The sequence below is a fragment of the Leuconostoc falkenbergense genome (assembly GCF_014634805.1).
GTDB classification, from domain to species: Bacteria; Bacillota; Bacilli; order Lactobacillales; family Lactobacillaceae; genus Leuconostoc; species Leuconostoc falkenbergense.
This window is the reverse complement of sequence record NZ_BMBS01000005.1, coordinates 44,032-70,808: the sequence shown is the minus strand read 5'-3', so window position 1 is coordinate 70,808 and position 26,777 is coordinate 44,032. Positions and strand designations below refer to the sequence as shown.

Below are 26,777 nucleotides of genomic sequence, written 5' to 3'. Positions count from 1 at the left end.
TGAAAACACTCAACTGGCAATCACCACGAAAGGTTTTTCAGCAGTTTGCAGTGTTCGGTTAATTCTTGCAATCTACCTTAAGTAATGATTTTTTGAAAGGAATCGCGCGTACCAATCTGTTTACAATAGCTAAATCGCGTACAAAAAATAGACATGTCTCAAAATGAACAACAATATTTAGACTTAGCACAAAAAATTCTCGATGAGGGAACATTAAAGGGTGATCGTACCGGAACTGGTACACATTCACTGTTTGGCACACAAATGCGTTTCAATCTGCAAGAAGGATTTCCACTCTTAACCACAAAAAAAGTCTTTTTCGGCTTAATTAAAAGTGAGCTTTTATGGTTTTTACGTGGCGACAATAATATTCGCTTTTTGCTCGAACACAATAATCATATTTGGGATGAATGGGCTTTTAAAAATTGGGTTGAATCTGATGCCTATGCTGGTCCTGATATGAGTGATTTTGGCCGACGATCACAACATGATTCTGAATTCAACAAAGCATATCAGGAACAAAAAGCTATTTTTGTCGATAAAATCCTTCATGATGATGATTTTAAGGAAACGTTTGGCTACATTGGTGATGTGTATGGTAAGTTGTGGCGCGGTTGGGAAACAAATAGCCTAACTGCTGGTGAAGACACCATCGATCAAGTCAATCGTCTCATTAATCAAATCAAAACCACACCTGATTCTCGCCGATTAATTTTGACAGCATGGAACGCCGAAACCACACCACAAGCACCTTTACCTTCCTGCCACGTCTTAAGTCAATTCTATGTGGCTGATGGTAAGCTTAGTTTACAGCTATATCAGCGTTCTGGTGACTTTTTCCTTGGCGTGCCGTTTAACATTGCTTCATATTCCTTATTGCTTCATATGGTTGCTGCTCAAACTGGCTATGAGGTTGGCGATTTTATTCATACAATTGGCGATACACATATTTATAACAACCACATTGATCAGATTAACGAGCAACTTTCACGACCAATGCATAAACTGCCAAAATTATGGTTAAATCCTGAAGTAAAATCACTGTTTGACTACACAATGGATGACATCAAAGTTCTGGATTACGACAGCGAACCTGCTATCAAAGCACCTGTCGCTGTTTAAAAAAGCTATCCTAATTATTACGGGATAGCTTTTTTAGCTGCTTTTTTTCAGACATACTCCAATAATCACTTTGCGTCACAACAAATGAATCAAACAAATGAATATCCATTTGTTGCCCAAGTGTTGCAAGTCGCTGGCTAAAAGCAATGTCTGCTTTCGAGGGCATGACATAACCACTAGGATGATTATGAGCAATCATAAATCCTAGCGCATTGGCTTTCAAAACACGCTGGAAAATTTCTCTAGGTGACGCTTGCACGTGACTCACAGTACCAACAAAAACAGTTTCCCAACCAATAACATTTAGCTGTGCATCCAAAAGCGCCAAGCATAGCTGCTCTTGAGGCAAATGACCGATTTTTTTTTGAGCAAATATTCCCATTTTAGTCGAATATTTTGCGTTTAGTAAAATCGGCCTTTTTTGGAAAGCAACGGCTTTTCCTATTTCAACACCGATCAATAACGCTTGATTAGCAACTTCATTATGTGAAGCAAAGTCCTCAGCTGTATCATGCGTTATTTCATTTAACGTATATGGTTCAGGAAAGTAACGTTGAAAAGTACGTAGTGCAGAGCCTTCCTCTTGTCCAAATAGTCTATAAAATTGCTTAATTTTGTTAGTAATCATGTTGTTTACCTCTACAACATAATACGTTAACGTAAGCCCTTTCTCCCAAAATGTAATGCACTTAATGACAAAATGGCAGACAACACAATCAATACAACATCAATTCTAAATGTCCAAATGGTGCCCGAATGAGTTGCTACGACCAAATCACGAACATCATCGGCATGCTTTTGAAAAGTAGCGATGATACCGGCAGCTAAGGCAATCCCAATGGCGGCAGAATAATTATTAGTCGCTGAAAAAATTGAATTACCCGCGCTCTGAAAATTAACTGGCACCTGACTTATTGTGAAAGTCATGTTATTACCAAACCAAAAACCAGCACCAACCTGTATAACCATAAAGCCAAGTGTCAACCAGGTCAAACTAATCGGCAAAGACGCCATCAAAACAGTTCCCGTCAACATCAATATCAAACCAGTAATGATTGGTACACGCGCACCAAAGCGATCATATAGCCGACCTGATAAAATAGCCATCAGCGCGTATCCCAATGCGCCAGGCAGCAGTGCCAATCCTGCTACTTGAGAATTTTGCAATAATACAATTTGTAATACCATCGGAACCGCATAATTAAACGTTAAATTAACAACTTGTGTCGTAAACGAAGCTGCCATACCAAAGCGAAAAGTTTTATATTTGAAAATTGCCGGATTAATCAATGGATTGGCAATTCGCTTTGCAAGAAATAGATAACCCGCTAAACCAATTATCATCGCCACAATCATACTCAAACTTAAAGTATTAATCAATCCATGAGTGCTGGTACGTTCGATAACAGAAATACCCGCTACGAAGAACAAACTCAGCAGTAGCCAACCAATCAAATCTAGTTTTTCTTTTTTTAATGGTGCAACCTGTTGAATTGTCCACCAACCTAATACAAGTGAAAAAAGCTGAATTGGTAACACCACCCAAAACACCATATGCCAACCGTAATTTTGTGTTAAAAAGCCACCAAAAGCTGGTCCAATTGCTGGGGCAAACGAGATAATAAGTGACCCCAATCCGACCATTGTCCCGCGCTTTTTCTCTGGCACTTGTTCAAAAATCACGTTATACATCAAAGGAAAACCAACACCACCGCCAATTCCTTGTAGTAGCCGTCCAAACAATGTCCAGCCAAAATCACCGCTAATCGCATTAATTAATACACCAATTAAAGAAATAATAGTTGCAGTAATAAATTGACTACGGTTAGTAAAATTTTTCTTCAACCACGGTGATAAAATAACCACCATACTTGTCAGTAAAATCACACCAGACGTCAGCCACTGCACGACATTTGATGTGACATGAAATTCTGTCATTAATATCGGAAAGCTAACATTTAATGCTGTTTCTAACATAATGTCAGTAAATCCTAAAATCCCAATTGCCAAAACGCTAAAAACTAAGCGTAATGATAATTTTTCACTTTGCATACTCTTCTCTCACTTTACTTACAAAATATAATGAACCTGTTAATACCGTTAAATCAGCGTCAGATTGCTTTACAGCTGTTTGCCAGTTCACTGCTGTTTGCACTGGATATTTTTTTGCAGTTGCTTCAATATTCAAACTATGTCTACCGTTAGGCCCAGTAAATGGCACTAAGGTAATGGTAAAACGATCTTGAGTCAAAATTTCAGAAAAAGAATCTGTCACGTTTTTATCCATTAAACTGCCAATAATTAAATGAATCTTGCCTGTTGGATAGGACTTGATTAGTGCCTTGTACAAGGCGTGCAGCCCCTGTGCATTATGTGCACCATCAATCATTAGATTTGTACGCAATAGCTCAAACCGCGCAGGAAAACGTGTTGTCTCAAGTCCACGAGTAATGGCTGAATCTGGAATTTGTTCATCAAAAGCACGTACGGCAGCAATTGCGGTAGCTGTATTCACAATTTGATAATCTCCAGGCAGCCCAGGATTAAATTCACCCAAATGACCAACTATGACCTTTGAAGCATAGCTTTCAATAACGGATCGCGCCTCACCGGAAACTTGACCGATAACCACAGGCATGTCGTTGTGAATAATACCTGCTTTTTGTCGAGCAATATCAGCAATAGTGGACCCCAATAGGGCTTGATGATCCAAGCCAACGCTTGTAATGACAGCCACACGTGCATTTGGCATCACATTGGTCGAGTCAAGTAAGCCACCAATACCAACTTCAATCACTAGTGCGTCAAGGTTTTGTCGGGCAAAAAAAGTAAACATAATAGCTGTTAAGACTTCAAATTCAGTCGGAATATCTGGCGCCAAATCGCGATCAAGGTCAGTTAAAACATCTGCTACATCTTGGGTAGTTGACAGCAAATCCTCCGATGAAATCATTTGGTTATCAATTTGAATTCGCTCCCGAAAATCTGTAATAAAAGGCGAAATAAACAAACCAGTATGAAAACCCGCGGAATGCAATATGTTGCTTGACATAGTAGCAACAGATCCTTTCCCGTTAGTTCCTGTAATATGAATAGCCGGTGGTATGATCTTTTCTGGATTTCCCAAACGGTCAAGTAAGGCATGCATGCGTTCCAATGATTCTTTTTGCCCGCCTTTTGGGCGACTATGAATATAGGCAATAGCTTCTGCAACTGTTCTCATGTTTCCCTCCACCAAAGATAGTCTTGTATCCATTATAAGCTAATATCATCTTGAAAAATAAAAGCCGTCCAATTTGTTTGGACGGTTTCATCGTGTTTATTTATCTTACCGTTAATTCAATAACAGTATTTTATCCTTTTTCACGAACGGTAAATTCGCGACGACTACCGCCGCTATTACGGCGACTCTCATTTGAACGGCCATCACGACGCTTGTAATCACCAAAGCGGCGTTCACTTGTGCCACGACGATCATTACTACGATCACCATTGCCACGACGGTTACGATTGCCACGATAGCCACCACCGCGGTTACCGTCACGGCGTCCACCACCATTGCGTGAACCACCACCCCTACGTCGTGGTAATGGACGTTCACGTGTGATTTCAACTGGTGTATTTTGCTTTTCTAAATCAGCTGCACTAGATAACAAAGCTGCCGCTAACTGTTCAGCAGAATATTGTGCAGTCAAAGCATTAACTTGATCTTGAATTTCTGCTACATCAGTTGATTGAATTAACTTTGCCACCTCGCCGGCAGCATTATTAATTTTACCGACACGTGCTTGTTGTAATGTTGCAGGTTCAAGAGGCGTCATACGTTTTTTAGTCAACTCTTCAACTGCACGCAAGTAATCCATTTCATTTGGTGCCACAAACGTCACTGATACACCCTTGGCGCCTGCACGACCCGTACGGCCAATACGGTGAACATAGCTTTCAGGATCTTGTGGAATATCGAAGTTATAGACGTGAGAAACATCTTTAACATCAAGACCACGAGCCGCAACATCTGTTGCCACCAAAATATTGATTTCATGTGACTTAAACTGAGCTAAAACACGTGAACGCATTTGTTGCGTCAAATCACCATGTAAACCAGCTGCATGGTAACCACGAGCTTCTAAACCACGAGCTAATTCTTCAACGCGACGCTTTGTGCGACCAAAAACAATTGCCAATTTTGGTGCTTGGACATCAAAAATACGAGTCATCGTATCGAATTTTTCATTTTCACGCATCCGTACAAAGTATTGATCAACCAAATCAGTTGTCAATTCCTTAGCTTCAATTTGAATGTGCTCTGGGTTAGTCATGAACTTAACACCAATACGCTTAATAGCAGGTGGCATTGTAGCTGAGAATAGCAACGTCTGACGTTCAGCTGGTGTCTTATCAATAATTGATTCAATATCGTCCAAGAATCCCATGTTCAACATTTCGTCGGCTTCATCTAGCACAAGGGTACGAACGTGATCCAATCTAACTGTTTTGCGGTTAATGTGGTCTAGCAAACGACCAGGTGTACCGACAAGTATTTGTGGATGTGACTTCAAATTTTGAATTTGACGGCGAATGTCAGCGCCACCAAACACAACTTGCACATCAACATGTTTGTCATGTCCGAGCTTTTTTAATTCATCTGCTGTTTGAATCGCTAATTCACGTGTTGGTGAAACAATCAGAGCCTGAATGTTTTTATTATTTAAATCAATGTGTTCCAAAATTGGCAAACCAAAAGCAGCTGTTTTACCGGTTCCCGTTTGCGCTTGTCCAATAACATCACGTCCTGATAATGTCAACGGAATTGTTTTTTCTTGGATTGGTGTCGCTTCGACATAACCATGTGTTTTAATGGCATCTAAGATATCTTGTGACAAACCTAATTCGCTAAATTTCAAAATTTTTCTCCTTGCACGTACTGTGCGTAAACCATTCACTTTGTAGGAATGGCAGTCATTTGTGTAAATATTTTCTTGGCTAATGGTTGGAAAGTATGCTGTTTGTAATATTGATTACTCAATAGCACAACAGCATCCTGACCTTTTTTGGACAATATTACAGTTGGTTCATATCCCGGTAGTATGCCATGTGCAGTCATATATTTTGGGAAATGATACATACCTGCAGCATAGCTTTCACCGGGCTTCGTTTGCCATAATTGGGCTGGACTATGTATCATTTTTTTGTTAATCATCAAATAATAATATCGATACAAATTACCTGTTGTCATTGCAACATTACCAGTTCCTGTTTCACGATGATAGGCAACATCGTTATCACTATACGGCTTGTCATATGAATCATCATAGCCAATTGCACGATTAGCTGATGTTTTGAATGCATCATATTGTACCGCTTTTAAATGGTAGTGACGATCAAACATTTGGTCAAACAATTGTGTATAAGTTTTATGTGTCACTTTCATCAATATGCCGGCCAGTAAACGATAGTTAACAGCTTGATATGACCAACCATAGCCAATACTAGGCTCGCCAATAACAACTGCATGATCCGCAGAAAAATCAATGTTATCCGCTTCTGATTCAAAAGTTACTGGCTGTATGTGTTGACTTAGCCCGCTAGTCATCGTAATCAAATCACTTATTGTGATTTTATCAGAATTAGCAACATTAGGATAAAACTGGCTAAGCTTCGTATCAAAAGATAGCTTACCAGATTCAATTTCTTTCATAACCAATGTTGCTGTGAGTCCTTTTTGAATTGAAGCAATCTGAAACAGTGTTGCGGCGTCATTAAGGCGTTTCGTTTTAGCATCCGCATAACCATAGCCTTTTTGTAAAATAATTTTATTTTTGTGAACAATTAAAGCAGTTCCGATATAGTGTGACTGCTTTAACTGGTTATCCGCATCTTTGGCAAGCGCATTTTGGGGTACAACATTTCGACCCAAAATGTTGACATTATTGACACTAAAGTCATCATTTTTAATAGGTTTCAATGTAACTGTCGCCTCTTTTAGTGTTAAAGGCCACAAAGTGCCCAGTAACAAACTCAGCAAAAAAATTACAAATATCCATTTTCTTCGCTTAATGTTTCGACTTTGCTTTCGTTGCATAGGTGTGTCCCCCGACACATTAAATTATTTTACTAATGCGTTAACAACGTTCTCAAGATGAATTCCGTGACTTGCTTTAAGCAAAATCACGTCCCCGTTTTCACCTAACGTCTGTAAATCTGTGATTAATTCGGCTAACTGATCTGTTTCATATTGGTGCAAGTGCGTTGAATCAAAACGTTGTTGCAAAATGGGATAAAGATACATCCTCATTAACTTTCCAACTAAGTAAACGCCATCAACATTCGCCTCTGTCACCGCTTTTGCCAGACCAGCGTGCAAGTTTTGCGCTTGATCGCCTAATTCTAACATGTCTCCTAGCACAATATACTTGTGTACACTAGGAATCGTCTTCAGTGTTGCCAAAACGGCAGCTACAGCAGTTGGATTTGAGTTATAAACATCGCTAATCAAAGTCACGCCGTGAGCTGTCGTGAGCGTTTCAGTACGATTTTTAGTCAAATCAAAATGTTTAAGTGCCTTTGCGGCGTCTTTTGTGTCAATATGTAATAAGATACCCGCTGAAATCGCTGCGAGCGCATTCATTATATTATACCGACCTCGCAACGGAATAGCAAATCGAGTATTATCAAACGTGAAAGAAGTTTCACCTTCATTTTCATCTATATCACTGATTTTCTGTCCAAAATGAACAACCGATTGACTAACAGCAGCTGTTGTCAACAAGGGTTCGTCAAAAGGTATAATCAGTGTACCATCAGCTTTTAAGCCTTGAGTGATTTCTAATTTTGCCTTAGCAATATTGGCACGCGTCTTGAAAAATTCGATATGCGCCTCACCAATCATCGTGATAATCGCAATATCCGGCATGGTCAAGTCTGACAAGACGGAAAGTTGACCAAAACGATCCATACCCAATTCAACAACGAGCACTTCGGTTTCTTCTGGCATCGTCAAAAGTGTTAGCGGTACGCCAATTTCATTATTGAAGTTTTCGGGTGTTTTAAAAGTTTTATACCTTGTACCCAAAACCGCTGCAGCCATATCTTTGGTGGTTGTTTTACCGTTAGAGCCTGTGATTGCTACAACCTTGGGATTAATATCTTGTCGTCGATATTGTGCCAACGCTTGAAGTGCTGTCAATGTGTCGGGTACTATCACGGCGGCAATAGTTGATGGTATTTGGTGTTGATTATCAGCCAGTACAGCTACTGCCCCATTATTGAATGCTTGTTCGATATAATCATGTCCATCTTTTTGTGCTACCATTGCCACAAACAAATCACCCGGTTTAACTTGGCGCGAATCAAAAGAAACACCCCTGACAATCACATCACCTAACTGAGTAGGCGCATGCAATATTTGTCCTATTTTTGATACAGAATAATTCATTTTAATCCTTTCGAAATACCGTTATGCTTTCAACATGAGACGTTTGCGGAAATTGGTCAACGGGCAATATTGGTCCGTCAATGTGGTAACCTCGTTGAATGATTTCAACAGCATCTCGAGCAAGTGTTACAGGATTACAGCTAATATATACAAAACGATCTGGTCTCATGTCAACTGTTGCTTCAATTAATTCAGCAGTTAACCCACGCCTAGGCGGATCAACAAATACAACATCCGGTTTTAGGTCTTCTTGTTGCCAACGTTTAAATTGTTCAGGTGCATCAGCTAAAATGTACGTCGCATTAGTAATCTGATTGTTAAGCAAATTCAACTGCGCATCAGCAACCGCACCAGGCACAACTTCAACACCAATCACTTTTTTAACACGATTAGCCACACTAATACCAATCGTGCCAATGCCCGAATACGCATCAATAACAACATCATCCGCTTGTAATTCAGCTTTTTGAGCTGCTAAATCGTATAATATTTCAGTCATTTGCGGGTTAACTTGGTAGAAAGAATTAGGACCAATAATAAAATCATAGCCCAACAATGTATCATGAATTGCATCTTCGCCCCATAACGTTCTGTTATTAGGGCTCAATAGCACAAACTCTCGTTTTGGACTATAATTTAATCGCAAACTTTTTAATTCAGGTAGTTGTTCATGTATTTCATTCACAATTTCAGGTTCATTAGATAAAGTTGACACGTCAGAAACTAAGACAACCATTAATTCATGGGAATAATAACCTCTCCGAACCATAATATAACGGATTGCACCTTGTTGCGTATCTGGATCGAAAGCTGAAATTTGATATTTCTCTAAAATATTTCTAACGACAACAATAGCTTGGTCAATTTCCGCGTCATTCACAAAATAATCCGTCATGGGCACTAGTTCATGACTGCCACGACGATAAAAACCACTGGTCAATTTACCATTTTGCCATTTCACTGGTACAATCGTTTTATTGCGATAGTATGTTGGATTTTGCATCCCAACAGTTGGTGCAACAGTGACCGTTAAACCTTTTTTAGCAAATAATTTTTGGATTTGCTTTTGTTTTAAAGCGAGTTGCGCTTCATATTTTAAGTTAACTAGAGGCGCTGTGCCAGCTTCAATCAAATACTGACGATGATTGTCTTGTCTAGCATTGGAAGATACTATCCGTTCAATTACTTGTGCATAACCCGAAAATTTATCTACCTGTGTGACGCGTAAACGAATTTTCTCATTTGGAATAGCATCCGCAATATATAAGGGATAGTGCTCGGTCACATGAACAATGCCCATACCATCAATACGGATATCATCCACAACTGCCGTTATTTCTTGCCCTAATTTAACCGGTAAAATTGTGCGTGCGATAGTTCTGCCCTCATACATAAAAAACGCTCACCAAGGTGAACGTTTTTGAATGAACAATTACTTGTCTTCGTTGTTCTTGAAACCAAATCCAGCAAACTTCTTGTTGAACTTGTCGACTGCACCATCGGCTTGAGTAAACTTCTGCTTACCAGTATAGAATGGGTGTGAGTCTGATGTAATATCCATACGGATTGATGGATATTCTTTACCGTCAAATTCAGTTGTTGTGTCAGATGTCACAGTAGAAGCTGACAAAAACTTCTTACCTGTTGAAGCATCGACGAAGACAACTGCATGATAATCTGGGTGAATTTCTGCTTGCATGATTCGTTTCTCCTTAGCGCCCTAAGTCTCGTGACCTAGAGTCAGTTATTAACTAGATTATTGTATCAAAATTTGTACTAACATGCAACTATTTAAGGCATCAAATTAATCAAATCAATGCCTTCTATCGTCACATCAGCGCCTAAACGGCTTAACTTTTCTTGAATACGGTCATAACCACGCAAAATATGATCTGCGTCGTTAATCACTGTTTCACCTTCTGCCATGATAGCAGCAATAACAAGCGCCGCGCCAGCGCGAATTTCAGCAGCTTGAACACTTGTACCCAACAGGCGCGGTGATTGATTAATTTTGATTTCGCCAGGAACAGCCGAATCAATATCGCCACCCATTCGACGCAGTTCAGCAATATGCTTCACTCGTTTGGGGTAAATCGTATCGACAATTGTACTTTCTCCGTTAGCTAACAACAACAGCGGTGTAATTGGTTGTTGAAGGTCAGTCGCAAAACCAGGATAAGGCATTGTCTTAATAGCAACAGGCTTCAATTCATCTGACTTATAAACATGAATTGTATCTTCACCAATATCTAAATTAACGCCCATTTCAATCAGCTTAGAAGTGTATGATTCTAAGTGCTCGGGAATGACATTTTTAATCGTCACACCGTCGCCATATGCAGCAGCCATACTCATGTATGTTCCGGCCTCAATTCGGTCCGGAATAACGGTATGTGTGTTTCGTGCTTTCAAACTAGGCACGCCAGCGATACGAATGGTATCAGTTCCTGCACCACGAATACTAGCGCCCATATTATTTAAGAATGTGACAATGTCGATAATTTCAGGCTCGCGCGCAGCATTTTCAATGATTGTTTGCCCTTTAGCACGCACAGCAGCCAAAATAATATTGATAGTTGCACCAACAGAAACTGTGTCCAACGCGACACGCGCACCAATCAGGCCATGACTGGTAGCGTCTATATGAATAATATCATTGACTTCCGTCACTGTCGCACCCAGCGCCTCAAAACCTTTGATGTGTTGATCAATTGGCCGTCGTCCCAAATTATCTCCACCAGGAAAAGTCACTGTCGCACGACTGAAACGTCCTAGTAAAGCGCCCATAAAATAATACGAAGCCCGCAATGATTTAATTGCACCACTTGGTAAGTCACTTTCAGTAATATGTGTTGGGTCAATTGTCAATTCACCATTTTCAAACGTTGAACTAACATTCATCGCTTGCAAAATAAGCTGCAAATTCTTGACGTCCAAAATTTGTGGTACTGTGTCGAATTTAACCGGTGTATCGGCCAAAATTGCTGCCGGAATCAGTGCTACTGTTGAATTTTTAGCGCCACCAATAGTGACTTCACCACGTAAGCGATGGCCACCTTGTATGATTATTTTTGCCATGAAATTATCCTGTAACTTTATAGTCTGCATTCAATTATAACGTGTTTTCAAGCACAACTCAAATTAAATTAGAAAAATAATCAGCGAATCGTCAAATTAAATTGCGATTGCAATTTGCTTATAACGTGTTCAAAATCAGCGTTAACCTCAGCTTCAACAAGTGTTTCATTATTATTTTGATATGTCAGAGTATAAGCCAAAGACTTTTTGTTTTCTGGTAAATTATCACCAGTGTATTCATCGAATAATGTCACATCAACCAAATGCTGGCCAGCAAATTCTCGAATGACATGTTCAATTTCAGCAGATGTCACCTGACTATCTACAAGCAACGCCATATCACGGCTCATTTGAGGAAAACGGGAAATTGGCTCATAAGAAACACTCGAATGCACATTTTGCAACACAGCAAAAAGATTCAACTCAAATCCAAACACTGGCGCTAGTTTCTGCGCCTTCGTCAAGCGCGGATGAATTTGTCCTACAAATCCCAAGTACTGTGTGCCTGAATAGATATCTGCTGTCTGACCAGGATGCATATTAAGATGACGATTAGTTGCTCGATAACTGACATCATTCACGCCAATCTGTTTTAAATAACTTTCTACCACACCCTTAATGTCATAAAAATCAACTGCTTGTGCTTGCTTACCTTTTTGCCAAGTGGATGCAAATCGATTACCAGTTAACACCCCAGCGACATGTTCAATTTCTGCTGGTTGCTGATCATTTTGTTTGGCAATAAAAACACGTCCTTGCTCATAAAGCGCAATATCATGAACAGCGTGTGCCGCATTATAGACGACATCGTCTAAAAGACCAGCCAATAGATTTTGTCGCGCAGTTGTTCGGTCAGAACTCATTGGATAGTCAAGTGTCACAACGTTATCTGTCGAATTTTCTGCAAATAGTTGTGCCTTGTTGGGTGTCGTTAAGACATAAGAAATGGCCTGATTTAATCCTAATGATTCCAAAATACGTCGAGTTCCTCTGATTTGACGTTGCAGCAAGCTTAATTTACCTGGGGTTGTTGGACCGTATGGTAAGGTTAATGGCAAGTTATCATAACCAAATAGTCGTGCCACTTCCTCAATCAAATCTGCTTCGATACTAATATCTGGCCTGCGTGCAGGAACATCAACTAAAATCTGATCACCATTAATCTGATATGTGAATGCTAATTGATCAAAATAACCTGCAATTGCAGTCACATCAAGAGAAGTTCCTAATATTTGATTAACTCGTTTAGCAGTTAATGAAATATGAATCGCTTCACGTTGCTGATTAGATGCTTCAACGCGGCCACGCGCCACTTGACCATTAGCCAAATTATCTACCAAACTTGCAGCATGATCTAAAGCAGTAAAGGTATTGTCCCAATTAACACCACGTTCAAATCGCGCAGAAGCTTCTGAATGAAGATTATGTCGACGTGCTGTTGCACGAATAAGACTTGGATTAAAAATAGCACCTTCAATCACAATGTTTTTAGTGTTGGTATCAACTTCCGAACTAATGCCACCCATAACACCGGCTAACATTAAACCATCTTGTCCACTGGCAATCACAATATCTTTTTCAGCACGTAGTGTCCGATTTTGACCGTCCAATGTGACCAAAGATTCATTTTCATTGGCACGGCGAACATGGATATCTTTGTGTGATAGCTTATCTAAATCAAAGGCATGCAAGGGTTGTCCGTACATCAGCATCATATAATTGGTAATATCAACAATGTTATTGATTGGTCTCATGCCTGCATTCCACAACTTTTTTTGTAACCAAAGTGGTGAATCCTGCACAGTAACTTGATTAACAACCCGCAATGCATATTTTGGTGCCAAAGATGGATCATCAATTTGAATTGATACTTGGCTATCAGCAGTTGTTTCATACTCAACTAATTCAAAGTCGAGTTCTTGAACCTTCACATGTCGCATTGCACCAAACTCATACGCTGTTCCAATCATAGAAAGCATATCTGAGCGATTTGGCGTCAAATCAGTATCTAAGACCGGTTCATTCATCCCCAAAGCAGCAATTGCGTCATCGCCAGGTTGCACACCATCATCTGGACCAAAAACATAGATACCAGACTCAAAATCTTTAGGTGCAATCTTGTTATCAAACCCTATTTCTTGCAAAGCGACCAACATACCATAAGACATTTGTCCTCGTAGTGACACTGCAGAAAGCGTCACCAATTCGCCACTATCATGGTTGATAATATGTGCACCAACTTTTGCCAAAATAACGAATTGCCCGACAGCGACATTTGGCGCCCCAGTGACAATTTGAATCGGTTCAGACTCACCAGCATCAATCTGTGTGATAACCATATGATCTGAATCTGGATGTGGGTTAACGCTCAAAACTTTTGCCACAACCAAACCATCTTGTTGTCGCGCAATAGTGGTATAGCTATCAATTTCAACACTTGTACGCGCAACTTGCTCAGCCAGTTGATTAACAGCAACCTCATCTAAAGCAAGTGGCTCATCCAAATATTCATTTAACCAAGCTAAACTCGTTTTCATGATTAATTCCCCTTCCGATTAAATTGTGACAAAAAACGAACATCATTCAGATAGAATTGTCGAATATCATCTACACCATACTTCAACATTGCAAGTCGATCAGGTCCCAATCCAAAGGCAAACCCTGAATATTTTTCAGGATCAACACCGTCCATACGCAATACATTAGGATGCGTCATACCCGCTCCCAAAACTTCAATCCATTTAATATCTTCTGGTTTTGTATCAGGTGTCACTTCATCCCAGGAAACATCGACTTCCACAGATGGTTCCGTAAATGGAAAGTATGATGGACGCATCCGAATTTGATGCTTTTCACCGAACAATTCCTGCATAACGGATAATAAAGTGCCCTTTAAGTCTGCCATAGTAATATTTTCACCAACAACCATGCCTTCAACTTGATGGAATTGGTGCGAATGTGTAGCATCATCAGTATCACGACGGTAAACTTTTCCCGGTGCAATCATTTTAAGAGGCCCCTTAGAAAAATCATGTTTCTCTAACGAACGTGACTGAACGGGTGATGTCTGGGTTCGAAGCAAAATTTCCGGCGTAATATAAAATGTATCCTGCATATCACGTGCAGGGTGATCTTTTGGCAAGTTTTCTCTTTCGAAATTATACTCATCCGTCTCAACTTCTGGTGAATCGACTGTATCATCAATTACTTGAAATCCAAGACCCAAAAAATGTTGCTCAATTTCATCAATAATCTGTTGAAGCACATGTGGTTGTCCAATGGGTGATTGGGCCCCTGGCATTGTAACATCAATTGTTTCAGCCTCTAATTGCTTGGACAAAGCTGCTTCAGCTTCAGCAGCTTTTTTTTCGGTCAATAATTCAGTAATTGTTTGCCGAACGTCATTGCCAATTTCACCAACTGCCTTGCGATTTTCAGCAGCGACATCTTTCATGCCCTTCAATAAAGCAGTCAACTCACCTTTTTTACCCAACAATTTAACACGCAATTGTTCAATATCGGCATCTTGCGAATTAATGCGCGAGACAGCAGATTGTTTCAGCTGTTTTAAATCATCAATTAAACTCATCATTTTTCCTTTCTAACAAAAAATCCCATGTTATCTTAAAAAAGATAACATGGGACGTCAAATAACGCGGTACCACCCAAATTTCTGAACGTTGTCAGCTTTGGCGTCCGTATCGTGGACTAACGCTGGCGATTAAGCCATTACTCCTGACTGAAATTCATCATTAGCTACCCACGGTCTTTCACTATTCACCGCTCGCTATTGGCGCTTAATCATTACTAGGTCATTCATCGTAATCTTACTATGTCTATTGTATCAAACTTCTGTCATGCTGTCAGGAACTTCTAGTTTTGCAACATTATTAAATTTATCAGACCATTCGTGAACTGCTTTCATCATTGGTCGCATCGCTTCACCAGCTTCAGTTAGTTTGTATTCAATCAAATTAGAATCTTCATAAGTTTGACGAATCACTAAATGCGCTGCTTCTAGTTCTTTTAAACGCTCAACCAAAACGCGATCTGAACAAGCTGGAATAGCACGTGAAATTTCTAAGAACCGCTTTGGTCCACTAACCAGTAACGTTTCAATAATCATACCATTCCATTTACGACCAAGAATTTCGAATGTTTTTGTAAAATTCTGACACAAAAGATTTTCTGTATGTTCTGCCAACTTTGCCATAATTATTCCTCCAGGCTCTTGTGTTCATTCTAACACAATCTTATACTATTGACAAAAAGTAAGCTAATTAACAGGAAACAGTGGTTGTTCCCCTGATAATACTCTGACAATATCTTCTGCTGCTTTAATGGCAACATTATCCATTGCTTCTTGCGAAATCATAGCGACATGTGGTGTCACAAATGCATTGGGTAATTGTAGCAACGGATTATCAACACTAATTGGTTCATGTTCGACAACGTCCAAACCAGCACCAGCAATCACATCATTTTTCAGGGCATCAATCAATGCTGATTCGTCAATTAATGCACCACGTCCAATATTAACGAGAACCGCTGAAGATTTCATCTTTGAGAAAACATCTGCGTTAATCATGTGCGTCGTTTCCGGTGTGGCTGGTAGCGCGGTCACAATAAAGTCAGATTGTTCATAAATTTCGTCTAGCGTAGCCATCCGACCGTTCACTACCTCATGTGAATGTCTTGCGTAAGCTAAAACATTCACATCAAATCCCGTTAACAATCGATCAATATTTTGACCAATGTGCCCAAACCCGATGATTCCTACTGTTTTACCTGATATTTCCTGACCATTATGCGCTGCTAAGTAATCAGCATTTGTAGTATCTGTGAGTAATTCACGACGCTGGTAATATAGGCGACCAGCCATCAACATGTGCATGATAGCCGTCTCAGCAACAGCTGTCGCATTTGCACCAGGAGTATTCGTGACGACAATATCATGTTTGGCAGCAGCAGCCAAATCAACATTATCATAACCGACACCGTGTCGTGCAATCACTTTCAAATTAGGCATCTTTGACATCAATGATTCACCAAAAGGGTGCATCATTATCAGAATGCCATCCACATCCGTGTGTGCCAAAAAGTCATCGTCACTCGCCTGAGAACTAATAATGACCTCGAATCCCTTTTCTTCCAAATATTTAACCGCTTTTTTTGCTGTTAAATTCGCAACCAAAATTTTTTTCATTAGAATAGTTCTCCTGTAAATGGTATTTTCGGTGTTTGTTCAAAATTATATGTTTTTAAAGCTTCTGCTGCTGTCACATAAGCTGTTAATGACTCAGATAACATCAAATTAACAGGAAACTGTAACTCATTAACGACCACTATTGGTTTTTTAGCCACCCAAGCCATTCCTTGCTCAAAAGCAGTACCCGAATCAGCATCATTATCGCGATAATCAATCACTGATACAATAATATCAGCCGCCATGACATTGGTAACATCTCTTTGAAATACTTCGGCCGCCCAAGGGGCACTAAATTCCGGATTTTCAGTTTTTTGATTTTGTCGTGGTGAGTAATAATCTTTAACAGTTGGATTAGCATCTAATGCTGATTCAATACGTTTTGCACGATCAATTTGTTCATCTGAAAAAAATGGTGCTGCAAGATAAATCTGAGGCATGAGTAAACTCCTTATTGTAAATTATTAAATGCGCCCGGCATTAATTCTGCAATGTTAGTTTCGATTTCTTGTCCTTGGTCATTAATTAACCAAATTGGCATGTCAGGTTCAAAAAACTCTACCATTACCTGCCTGCAAGCGCCGCATGGAGCAATTGGCTCATCAGTTTTTCCAGAAATAACAAGTCCATGAAAATGCCGATGACCAGCTGCAACAGCTGTAAAAATGGCAGTTCTTTCCGCACAGTTAGTTAATCCAAATGAGACGTTCTCAATGTTAACACCTTTAAAAACTTCACCATTTTCAGCTAGTAAAGCAGCACCAACGGGAAAGTGAGAATACGGGGTATAGGTATCATTAAGTGCTGCATTAGCAACGTCAGCAAGATTTTGTGGTACAGTCATGATTTTTTTCTCCTAACTGTTATTTTAGCAAAAAAACAGCCCGTTGGACCGTTTATTTCTACTTGGATAGCAATGTTTCTAATTCAGACAAACGTGCTTCAAACACTTCAAAGGCTTGTTTTAAATAGCCAGATTGACTCATGTCGACGCCTGCTTTTTGAATAATATTCAACGCATAATCTGAATTACCCGACTTTAAATAGTTTTTATAGTCTTGAGCACCGTTGCCATTCAAGATACGTTCTGCCAAAGTTGTTGCGGCAGCTTCACCAGTAGCATACTGATAAACATAGAAATTATAATAAAAGTGAGGAATACGAGACCATTCATAAGCAATAGCTTCGTCAGGGAAAAGATCTGGTCCATAGAACTTTTGATTCAACTCACCATAATAATCACTCATGACTTCAGCAGTTAAAGCCGTTCCATCAGCACTTTGTTCGTGGATCCATTGTTCAAATTCCGCAAACTGAGTTTGGCGAAATACCGTTCCCTTGAAGCCATCTAAGTATTGGTTCAAAACATAAGCACGGAATTTAGGATCACTATTGGTCTTGAGCAAATAGTCCGTCAACAACCCTTCATTAGTTGTTGAGGCAATTTCTGCCAAAAAGATAGGATAATCACCATAATGGTACTCTTGGTTATGCCGTGTTAAATAAGAATGAACGGAATGTCCCATTTCATGCGCCAAAGTGTAGATATTATTCAAATTATTTTGCCAATTCAACAGAATGAATGGCTTAGTGTCGTAAGCACCACTTGAATAAGCACCAGTACGCTTACCTTTATTTTCGACAACATCAATCCATCGTTCGTCAAATGCTTTTTGAACAATGGCAACATAATCTGCTCCTAACGGTGCCAATGCTGATAAGACAATTTGTTGGGCCTTTTCATAGGTTACATCAAAGTCAATTTCATCAACCAATGGCACGTACAAGTCATAAGAATGCACATCTTCTACACCCAGAATTTTTTTTCGTAAAGCAACAAATCGATGCAATAATGGTAAGTTTTCATCCACAGTTGTCGTTAATGTTTGAAAAACACTTTCAGGGATATTATTTCCTGAAACAGCAGCTTGGCGCGCTGAATCATAGTGTCGAGTTTTGGCCAAAAAATTGTGTCCCTTAACGTGAGCAGATAGTGTTGACGCAAATGTGTTTTGTAATCCAATGTAACTATCATATAGGGTTGTAAAAGCTTCTTGGCGCAAATCACGGTTTTGAGATTCTAACAAGAGTGAATATAAACCATTTGTTAATGGCACTACTTCTCCGGTCTCAGTATGAACATTACCAAATGTAATATCGGAATTGTCAAGCGCACCAAAAGTTTGCTCGGATGCGCCAAAAATGTCACTCGCACCTGCTAAGAGCGCTTCTTGATCAGCGGGCAACGTATGAGGCTTTTGAGCAAGTAAAACATCAAAGAAATGTTGATACTTTGCCAATCCCTCTGCAGCAAGATATTGAGTCAAAGTCGCATCAGGAATAGCTAAGACTTCTGGTTGAAAAAACGACGTTGCTGCGCTCAACTCAGCATATAAACTCTGAACTTGTGCATTATAAGCCGCATATTTAGGATTAGTAGTGTCTTGATCAAAAATCTGGTGTGCATAGACATACACTTTTTCAAATTCGCGTTCAGCTGCAAGGTCCGCTTCTAATGCAGCCAGCAATGTAGTAGCTGAATCACCAACGTGCCCAACATATTGACTTAATTGTTTTGCTGCTGTTTGAACTGACTTAAAGGCCGCTTCAAATGCATCATCTGATTCAAAAATTGTGCTGAGATCCCATGTTAAATTTTCAGGAACTTCAGAACGTAGTATTTGTTGTGCCATAATTATAAACGTGCGGAACTCCGCACTCTCCTTATCATTCAATACTAATCATTCTATCATATTCACGGTAAATGATGTTACTTTGCGTTCAACCATTTAGGCAATCGTCGAATTAAAATATAACCACCTTGCTGTAAAATAAAATTATGATTTTCTAAACTGCAAAATATTTGTCGTAACTGAACGATTTTAAAATCATCATCACCTAAGAAGTATTGTGCTAATATTTGACCTAATTTTTCTTTTTTAATAACATGCTGTAAACCAATTTTTTCTAATAGTAACACAACTAATAATCGGAAATGCCAATTTGCAACATTTAAACCAAACGTACACCCTTGAAATACCCATTCAGGCGCATCAGGTAATCGTCGATTATGTTGATATAAATGATTAATTAAAAACTTATCAACACGTTGTTGCATGAGTAAACTATGGACTTTATAGCGTTGCTTATTTACGTCATGTTGATATGTCAGCGATTGCAACGGCTTTATGAACAAATCATGATGACATTTCTCGGTATATTTTACACGTGAAAAATCGGCTTTGATGAAATGATGACGATGGACAAACATTTGATTACTCGACAAATAGAATACAATCTGCTGTGCAGCCATAAATTTTAGAATTGTTTTTTGACTTAAATTACGTTGATAGTAGGTCTCCCCTAGGATCCAAATAACTTTGATGTGACATGATTGATAGCCCGCATTTCGTTGCATTAACCTTTTTTGAGAAATAGGACTGCATTGATATTCAATTGCTAATTTTTGATTGCCTTGCGTCAATAAAATGTCCGGACGTTGCTGTATGCTAGCAATCACAGCCTCAATTTCCACATGACCAAATTGCTGCAAATACTGTGCTAACTGCATTTTACCCGACAAATGAGCTGTCGTTTCATTTTCAGTTAGTGTTTGGCAAAGTGTGCCTGAATAATGCGCAAAATGTTTTTGTTTAACATCACCCACTTTTAGCATAACTGGCTCACGACAACCTGGACAAAAATACGATTGATCTTTTTGCGCATCTTTAGCTAAAATGTATTTTTGACGCTGGTTATAGGCTACAATCATAAAAAAACACCTCCAATCATATCATACGATTTGGAAGTGTTTTTGTTTTATTGCAATTTTTTTTGCGCCCAATTGCTAAACCAAGTAAGTAATGTAATGATAATCAGATACATGATAGCCACAATTGCCCATACGCGGAAACCTTGGGAATTACGTGCAACAATTAAGGAACCGGTTTGTGTCAATTCTAGCAAACCAATCGCTGACAAAATTGAGGTGTCTTTCAATGTAATAATGAATTGATTAATGAAACTTGGCACCATAATTTTTAAACCTTGCGGCATAATTACACGCCGCATTGCTGTACGATAAGGTAATCCCAACGATCGTGCTGCTTCCATCTGACCAACTTCCACCGCTTCAAAACCACCACGGACAAAAGCACCTGTATAAGCGCCTTCATTAAGAACTAATGTCAATACCCCGGCAGTGAAAGCAGGAATTTTGGCCCCAATCACACCAGGCAAACCGATATAAATAAAGAATGCCAACACCATAAGTGGTAATCCACGGAAAATATATATAATCGTCGTCGATACGCCACGTACAAATTTATTTTGGCTAACACCCATTACGCCTAACACGACACCCCAAATTGAAGCTAAAATAATGCCAAGGAATGTGAGCATAATTGTTTGCCACAGGCCCTTCAAAAAGGCACTTTTATTCGCCTTTAAGATACCCAGAACAGAAAAATTATCCTTTTTGGCGCCAGTGAATGTAGATTGATTAGCACCTAGATATTTTGCAACGATTTTGTCATACGTACCATCTTTCTTAATAGCAGCAAAACCACGGTTGAAAGCTGACAACAGCGCTTTGTTCTCACCTTTTTTAACAAAAAATCCATACCAACCAGCGTTCCCTGGATTATCGGCATTCATAACCTTCAACTTAACACCATTTTTGATAGCATACTGAATAACTGGCATATCTTCAAATGTTGCAGCAGAATTGCCCACCGCAACATCATTGTACATTGTGTCTGTATCGTTAAAGTATTTAACATTAAACCCATACTTAGCTTGCAAAGATTTACCATATTCTGAAGCGGCCGTACCCGTCTTTAAAGCAACAGTTTTGCCTTTTAAGTCTTTTAATGACTTAATTTTGCTGTCTTTTTTGACAATCCAAGCCACACCCGTTTTATAGTAAGGTGTTGAGTGATCATAAACGGCCTTACGCTCCTCCGTAATTACCATACCCGCAATAATGCCGTCAGCTTGTCCATTTGAAACAAGTTGTGCTGCTGAATTAAAGCTCATTGGTTTTAACGTATAAGTGAAATTTTCTCGTTTCGAAATTTCTTTCAAAATATCTTGATCGATACCCACATACTGATTATTTTTATCCTGAAAATCAAACGGCGGATAGGTTGCATCAGTTGAAATGATATAATTCGGTTTATCCGCATGAACTAAATTATCACCCATTGCAAAAACAAACGTGGTAATCGACAACATTGCCAAAAAACTTATTAGTATACCTTTTTTAAACATTTTTTCTCCCCAAAAAAGGTGGCGCTATGGCCACCTGTCATTCATACGCCACGGTTAAGCATGCGTGACTTTACTCAAAAATTCTTGTAGACGTTCATTCTTTGGTGCATCAAATACTTGATCTGGTGTTCCTGATTCTTGAATTTTACCTGATTCAAAGAAAACAACACGATCAGCTACTTGCTTGGCAAAGCCCATTTCATGTGTCACGATAATCATTGTCATACCAGACTCGGCCAAATTTTTCATAACATCAAGTACATCGCCAACCATTTCAGGATCCAGCGCAGAAGTTGGTTCATCAAACAACATAATATCTGGCGTCATTGCTAATGCGCGTGCAATCGCGATACGTTGCTTTTGACCACCAGATAAGGAACTAACTGGCATATCCGCTTTATCAGATAAACCAACAGTTTCAAGAAGTTCACGTGCTTTTTTCTCTGCTGCAACTTTGTCTAGTTTTTTGAGTTCAACAGGTGCTAACATGATATTTTCTAGCACGGTGTAATTATTGAACAAGTTGAAGTTTTGAAACACCATACCGATGTTTTCGCGAACCTTGTTGATATCCGTATTTTTATCTGAAATATCATAGCCATCAACAATGATTGTCCCATTATCAGGTGTTTCTAATTGGTTTAACATCCGCAAAAAGGTTGATTTACCTGATCCTGATGGTCCAATCATAACAACCACTTCGTTTTCGGCAATATCCAATGAAATATCGCGCAAAACATGGTTTTCACCATAAGATTTATTAACTTTATCAACATGCACTTTTACTTGTGCTTCACTCATGAACGCGTCCTCTTTTCTACCCAATTACTAAACCAAGTCAGTAACGTGATTACAACCAAATATATCACAGCAATAATAGCCCATACACGAAAGCCCTGTGAGTTACGAGAGACAATTAAGGTCCCTGTTTGTGTTAATTCCAAAATACCAATTGCCGACAAAATTGATGTATCTTTTAAAGTGATGATGAATTGATTAATAAAACTCGGCACCATAATTTTGAGTCCTTGGGGCATAATCACTTTATACATTGACTTACCATAAGTAAATCCAAGACTTCGTGCCGCTTCCATTTGACCTTTGTCAACTGCTTTAAAACCACCACGTACAAACGCACCAGTATATGCACCCTCATTCAAAATCAGTGTGATGACACCAGCCGTAAATGCTGGGATTTTAGTACCAATAACGCCAGGCAGTCCAATATAAATGAAAAATGCTAATACCATTAACGGCATACCACGGAAGATGTAAATGATTGTGGTTGAGATACCCCTAATCACACTATTTTGGCTAACACCCATGATACCAAGTAAAATGCCCCAAATTGAAGCTAAAATAATACCAAACAATGTTAATAGGATTGTTTGCCACAATCCCTTCATAAAGGCATTTTCATTGGACTTTAAAATACCAAATACCGAGCTATTGTCTGATTTACTACCAGTAAATTCTGAAGCCGGAGCGCCTAAATATTTGTTTACGATCTTTTGATAAGTGCCATCTTTTTTAATCGCGGCGAATCCCTTATTAAAAGAAGCTAACAATTGCGCGTTATCACCTTTTTTAACCGCAAAACCGTACCAACCAGCCTCGTATGGATTAGTTGGGTTCATCACTTTTAACTTGGTACCATTTTTGATAGTATACTGCAAAACTGGTAAGTCGCCAAAAGTAGCTTGTGAGTTGCCATTAATCACATCATTATAAAGTGTATCAGAATCACTAAAATAAGTTACCTTAAAGCCATATTTTTTCTGGATTGATAAAGCATAATCAGCGCCAGCAGTTCCTGTTTTAATCGCAACAGTTTTACCCTTCAAATCTTGCAATGACTTGATAGCTGAGCCTTTTTTAACCGCCCAAGCAATTCCAGACTTATAGTACGGTGTCCCAAAATCAAAAACTTGTTTACGCTCATCAGTAATTGACATACCTGCAATCACTGCGTCCGCTTGTCCAGATGTTACTGATTGCGTAGCAGCATTGAAGCTCATTGGCTTAAGCGTATAGGTAAAACCTTCGCGTTTGGCAATTGTTTTCAAAATTTCTTGGTCAATACCAGTGTATTGATTATTTTTATCTTGAAAATCAAACGGAGGGTACGTCGCATCAGTTGTGATAATGTAGTTAGGCTGTGCGGCGTCAACCTTCGTGATACCCATCATCATTGTGACAGTTGCTAAAAAAGCAACACAAAATATCCATATCTTTTTCATAATACTCCAGTATAGCAAAAAAGCTGACGATCACACAATATCATGTCAGTTTTCTTAACATATTTTTCTATTTTTAATAAGTATCACCATTACTAATCGAATTTTTAACAATGACATAATCAACACGTTTAAGGTCTGCTAGCTCACGACCACCAGAATAAGAAATTGATGATTGCAAATCTTCTTTTATTTCACGTATCGTGGTATCAATACTACCACGATAAGGTACTAACAATTTTTTACCCTCAACATGCTTGTATTCACCCTTTTGAAACTGTGAAGCAGAACCAAAGTACATCTTAAATTTGTCACCATTGATTTCGACAATATCACCAGGTGTTTCGTCATGGCCCGCAAATAATGAGCCAATCATGCACATTGTCGCACCAAACCGAATTGATTTAGCTATGTCACCATTATGACGAATACCACCATCAGTGATTATTGGCTTTTTTGCTGCCTTAGCACATAAGCGCAATGCCGCTAATTGCCAACCGCCAGTCCCAAATCCGGTTTTTAATTTCGTAATACAAGCCTTCCCAGGACCCACACCCACTTTAGTAGCATCGGCGCCGGCATTTTCAAGATCCCTAACAGCCTCGGCCGTTGCCAAGTTACCAGCGATAACAAAACTATCTGGTAAAGTTTTTTTAATGTACCTTACCATGTCGATAACTGGTACAGCATGCCCATGCGCAACGTCAACAGTGATAAATTCGGGCACTAGTCCTGCTGATTTAAGATCATCAATAAATTGATATTCTTCCGGCTTAATGCCCACAGAAATAGACGCAATCAGCTGCTCAGATTGCATACTTTTAACAAAATCTAATCGTTTACTTGGTTCAAAACGATGCATCACATAAAAGTAACCATTGGCCGCTAAATGTTTTGCTAACGGTTCATCAATAACCGTCTGCATGTTGGCTGCTACAACTGGTAACTTAAAGGTATATCGTCCCAATTTGACTGACGTATCCGCCTGGGAACGTGATTCAAGTATTCCCAAATTGGGGATTAGTTGAACGTCTTCATAATCAAAAACTGTATTAAAATCCATCATAGTCATCCTTTTCCTAAACTCCAATGACTATTATACAGACTTTTCAAGGGGAATCATGACTAATTTGTAAACAAAAGACGAAATTAAATTCAAAATATATATAATTGTTCGTTTTTATATTGTTATACAAAAAAAATCGCATCACTGCGATTAATTTTTAAAACGAGATTATGGATGAACAGGTACTTTGATATCACCAGCGACAATCTTCTTTTGTGCTGACTGAACTGCTGACCAAACACTGCTAGAAGCAGAATCCTTAGATAGACTGACACCTTTTTCTTTCAAGCCATATGTGATTGTTTTACCACCAGGGAATTTGTCATTTTTGGCCTTTGTCGCAACATCTTCAACCGCACTATCGACGCGCTTTACTGCTGATACCAAGGTGAAGTTAGATGACTTGCCATCTTTATCCTTGTAATTACCATCAGACTTTTGATCACGATCAACACCAATTACCCAAATTTTCTTATCGGAATCGGCACTTTCTTTTTGGTTTGCTGCCTTAGCTTCTGCAAAGACACCATTTCCAGCACCACCAGCTGCTTGGAAAATAACATCGGCACCATTGGCAGTCATTGATGCAGCAATTGTCTTGCCTTTGGCGGCATCCGTGAATGAATCAGTATACTGCGTTAATACTTTGATGTTAGTGTTCGTTGCCTTAACACCGGCTTTAAAACCGGCCTCAAAAGTGTCGATGACATCACCATGTATGCCACCCACAAAACCAACCGTGCCGCTCTTTGATTGCTTAGCTGCCGCAACACCAGCCAAGTATGATGATTGTTCTGTTTTAAATGTCAATGAAGCAACATTTTTCTTAGCAATCACTGTATCAATAATGGCAAAATTTGTCTTAGGGTTAGCTTTAGCAACGCTAGTTACAGCAGGTGCCGCCGCGAATCCAACACCATAAACTAACTTATAACCACCTTTAACGGCCGTTTGCAAATTAGTCTTTATTTCTGATGTATCTGTACTCTGAAAATAGTTGTACCCGCCTTTTCCTTGCTTCAGGCCATTGGCTTTTCCATAAGACTCCAACCCTTCCCATGCCGATTGGTTAAATGATCGATCATCTATGCCACCACCATCTGTTACCAAAGCCACAGCATAGCCAGAACTTTTCTTTGTTGATTGTTGTGTTGCCGCGTATATACCACCCGCAATAACGACGATTGCCGCCGCACCGATACCAATTTTTGCTGAACGTTGCATGTTTTTCTTCTCCCAAAAGTTAATATCTACATTATCCGACTTTAAGCAGATTTTTATGTTAAAATTTGGTTAAAAAGACAACTAATTGCCGAATATTGCAATTATCTTTCTAATATAGTTCGGATTTTAATTGATTTT

At 39.2% G+C, this 26,777-nt stretch carries 23 protein-coding genes; 1 reads left to right on the top strand and 22 read right to left on the bottom strand.

Annotated features, from left to right (window positions below; all coding sequences use genetic code 11):
- Window positions 1–153 precede the first annotated feature (153 nt).
- Window positions 154–1,122 carry a thymidylate synthase gene (locus IEU71_RS02175; RefSeq protein WP_004915845.1) on the top strand — a complete coding sequence of 323 codons (969 nt, stop codon included), beginning with the start codon at window positions 154–156 and terminating at the stop codon, window positions 1,120–1,122.
- Between the two features lie 10 nt (window positions 1,123–1,132).
- On the opposite strand, the gene IEU71_RS02170 is transcribed toward IEU71_RS02175, so the two are convergent.
- The 22 genes from IEU71_RS02170 to IEU71_RS02065 all read right to left on the bottom strand — a co-directional run bounded on the left by IEU71_RS02170 (window position 1,133) and on the right by IEU71_RS02065 (window position 26,639).
- The gene (locus IEU71_RS02170) at window positions 1,133–1,750 is read right to left on the bottom strand and encodes a JAB domain-containing protein (protein ID WP_004915843.1); all 618 of its coding nucleotides are present in this window, start codon (window positions 1,748–1,750) and stop codon (window positions 1,133–1,135) included.
- A gap of 26 nt (window positions 1,751–1,776) precedes the next feature.
- On the bottom strand, window positions 1,777–3,174 hold the full coding sequence (locus IEU71_RS02165; protein WP_004915841.1) for an MFS transporter: 1,398 nt from the start codon (window positions 3,172–3,174) through the stop codon (window positions 1,777–1,779).
- Window positions 3,164–4,345, bottom strand: a complete 1,182-nt coding sequence (locus IEU71_RS02160) for a bifunctional folylpolyglutamate synthase/dihydrofolate synthase (protein ID WP_004915839.1) — start codon at window positions 4,343–4,345, stop codon at window positions 3,164–3,166. The genes IEU71_RS02165 and IEU71_RS02160 overlap by 11 nt, the downstream gene beginning before the upstream one ends.
- 130 nt (window positions 4,346–4,475) lie before the next feature.
- Complete coding sequence (cshA, locus tag IEU71_RS02155) at window positions 4,476–6,026, bottom strand: degradosome RNA helicase CshA (protein WP_004915836.1); 1,551 nt, start codon at window positions 6,024–6,026, stop codon at window positions 4,476–4,478.
- A gap of 35 nt (window positions 6,027–6,061) precedes the next feature.
- Complete coding sequence (locus IEU71_RS02150; RefSeq protein ID WP_004915835.1) at window positions 6,062–7,204, bottom strand: serine hydrolase domain-containing protein; 1,143 nt, start codon at window positions 7,202–7,204, stop codon at window positions 6,062–6,064.
- A 24-nt stretch (window positions 7,205–7,228) separates the two neighbouring features.
- Window positions 7,229–8,557: a UDP-N-acetylmuramoyl-tripeptide--D-alanyl-D-alanine ligase gene (locus IEU71_RS02145; RefSeq protein WP_004915833.1), complete on the bottom strand. Its 1,329-nt coding sequence runs from the start codon at window positions 8,555–8,557 to the stop codon at window positions 7,229–7,231.
- 1 nt (window position 8,558) lies between these two features.
- On the bottom strand, window positions 8,559–9,950 hold the full coding sequence (rlmD, locus tag IEU71_RS02140; RefSeq protein ID WP_004915832.1) for a 23S rRNA (uracil(1939)-C(5))-methyltransferase RlmD: 1,392 nt from the start codon (window positions 9,948–9,950) through the stop codon (window positions 8,559–8,561).
- Window positions 9,951–9,989: 39 nt separating this feature from the next.
- Window positions 9,990–10,256, bottom strand: coding sequence for a type B 50S ribosomal protein L31 (locus IEU71_RS02135; RefSeq protein WP_004915829.1), 267 nt, complete (start codon window positions 10,254–10,256; stop codon window positions 9,990–9,992).
- Window positions 10,257–10,348: 92 nt separating this feature from the next.
- Window positions 10,349–11,635 carry a UDP-N-acetylglucosamine 1-carboxyvinyltransferase gene (gene murA, locus IEU71_RS02130; protein ID WP_004915827.1) on the bottom strand — a complete coding sequence of 429 codons (1,287 nt, stop codon included), beginning with the start codon at window positions 11,633–11,635 and terminating at the stop codon, window positions 10,349–10,351.
- Between the two features lie 80 nt (window positions 11,636–11,715).
- Window positions 11,716–14,172 (bottom strand): phenylalanine--tRNA ligase subunit beta, encoded by a 2,457-nt coding sequence (gene pheT / locus IEU71_RS02125; protein ID WP_004915824.1) that lies wholly within the window; start codon window positions 14,170–14,172, stop codon window positions 11,716–11,718.
- A gap of 2 nt (window positions 14,173–14,174) precedes the next feature.
- On the bottom strand, window positions 14,175–15,224 hold the full coding sequence (gene pheS, locus IEU71_RS02120; protein WP_004915820.1) for a phenylalanine--tRNA ligase subunit alpha: 1,050 nt from the start codon (window positions 15,222–15,224) through the stop codon (window positions 14,175–14,177).
- A 255-nt stretch (window positions 15,225–15,479) separates the two neighbouring features.
- Window positions 15,480–15,848 carry a winged helix-turn-helix transcriptional regulator gene (locus tag IEU71_RS02115; protein ID WP_004915817.1) on the bottom strand — a complete coding sequence of 123 codons (369 nt, stop codon included), beginning with the start codon at window positions 15,846–15,848 and terminating at the stop codon, window positions 15,480–15,482.
- Between the two features lie 63 nt (window positions 15,849–15,911).
- Entirely contained in the window at window positions 15,912–16,841 is a 930-nt protein-coding gene (locus IEU71_RS02110) for a phosphoglycerate dehydrogenase (protein ID WP_004915814.1), read from the bottom strand.
- A complete protein-coding gene (locus IEU71_RS02105; protein WP_004915811.1) occupies window positions 16,841–17,281 on the bottom strand; it encodes a nucleoside 2-deoxyribosyltransferase in 441 nt (146 codons plus the stop codon). The genes IEU71_RS02110 and IEU71_RS02105 overlap by 1 nt, the downstream gene beginning before the upstream one ends.
- Window positions 17,282–17,292: 11 nt before the next feature.
- Window positions 17,293–17,685, bottom strand: coding sequence for a cytidine deaminase (locus tag IEU71_RS02100; RefSeq protein WP_004915808.1), 393 nt, complete (start codon window positions 17,683–17,685; stop codon window positions 17,293–17,295).
- Window positions 17,686–17,743: 58 nt separating this feature from the next.
- Window positions 17,744–19,534 carry an oligoendopeptidase F gene (gene pepF, locus IEU71_RS02095; RefSeq protein ID WP_036067578.1) on the bottom strand — a complete coding sequence of 597 codons (1,791 nt, stop codon included), beginning with the start codon at window positions 19,532–19,534 and terminating at the stop codon, window positions 17,744–17,746.
- Between the two features lie 77 nt (window positions 19,535–19,611).
- The gene (locus tag IEU71_RS02090; protein WP_004915800.1) at window positions 19,612–20,613 is read right to left on the bottom strand and encodes a competence protein CoiA; all 1,002 of its coding nucleotides are present in this window, start codon (window positions 20,611–20,613) and stop codon (window positions 19,612–19,614) included.
- Between the two features lie 47 nt (window positions 20,614–20,660).
- Window positions 20,661–22,112, bottom strand: coding sequence for an ABC transporter substrate-binding protein/permease (locus IEU71_RS02085; RefSeq protein ID WP_004915798.1), 1,452 nt, complete (start codon window positions 22,110–22,112; stop codon window positions 20,661–20,663).
- A 54-nt stretch (window positions 22,113–22,166) separates the two neighbouring features.
- Window positions 22,167–22,913, bottom strand: coding sequence for an amino acid ABC transporter ATP-binding protein (locus IEU71_RS02080; protein WP_004915796.1), 747 nt, complete (start codon window positions 22,911–22,913; stop codon window positions 22,167–22,169).
- Window positions 22,910–24,352: an ABC transporter substrate-binding protein/permease gene (locus IEU71_RS02075; protein ID WP_004915792.1), complete on the bottom strand. Its 1,443-nt coding sequence runs from the start codon at window positions 24,350–24,352 to the stop codon at window positions 22,910–22,912. Before IEU71_RS02075 ends, IEU71_RS02080 begins: the two co-directional genes overlap by 4 nt.
- A gap of 73 nt (window positions 24,353–24,425) precedes the next feature.
- On the bottom strand, window positions 24,426–25,412 hold the full coding sequence (locus tag IEU71_RS02070) for a GMP reductase (RefSeq protein ID WP_036067247.1): 987 nt from the start codon (window positions 25,410–25,412) through the stop codon (window positions 24,426–24,428).
- A 171-nt stretch (window positions 25,413–25,583) separates the two neighbouring features.
- On the bottom strand, window positions 25,584–26,639 hold the full coding sequence (locus IEU71_RS02065; protein WP_004915788.1) for a BMP family lipoprotein: 1,056 nt from the start codon (window positions 26,637–26,639) through the stop codon (window positions 25,584–25,586).
- Window positions 26,640–26,777 lie beyond the last annotated feature (138 nt).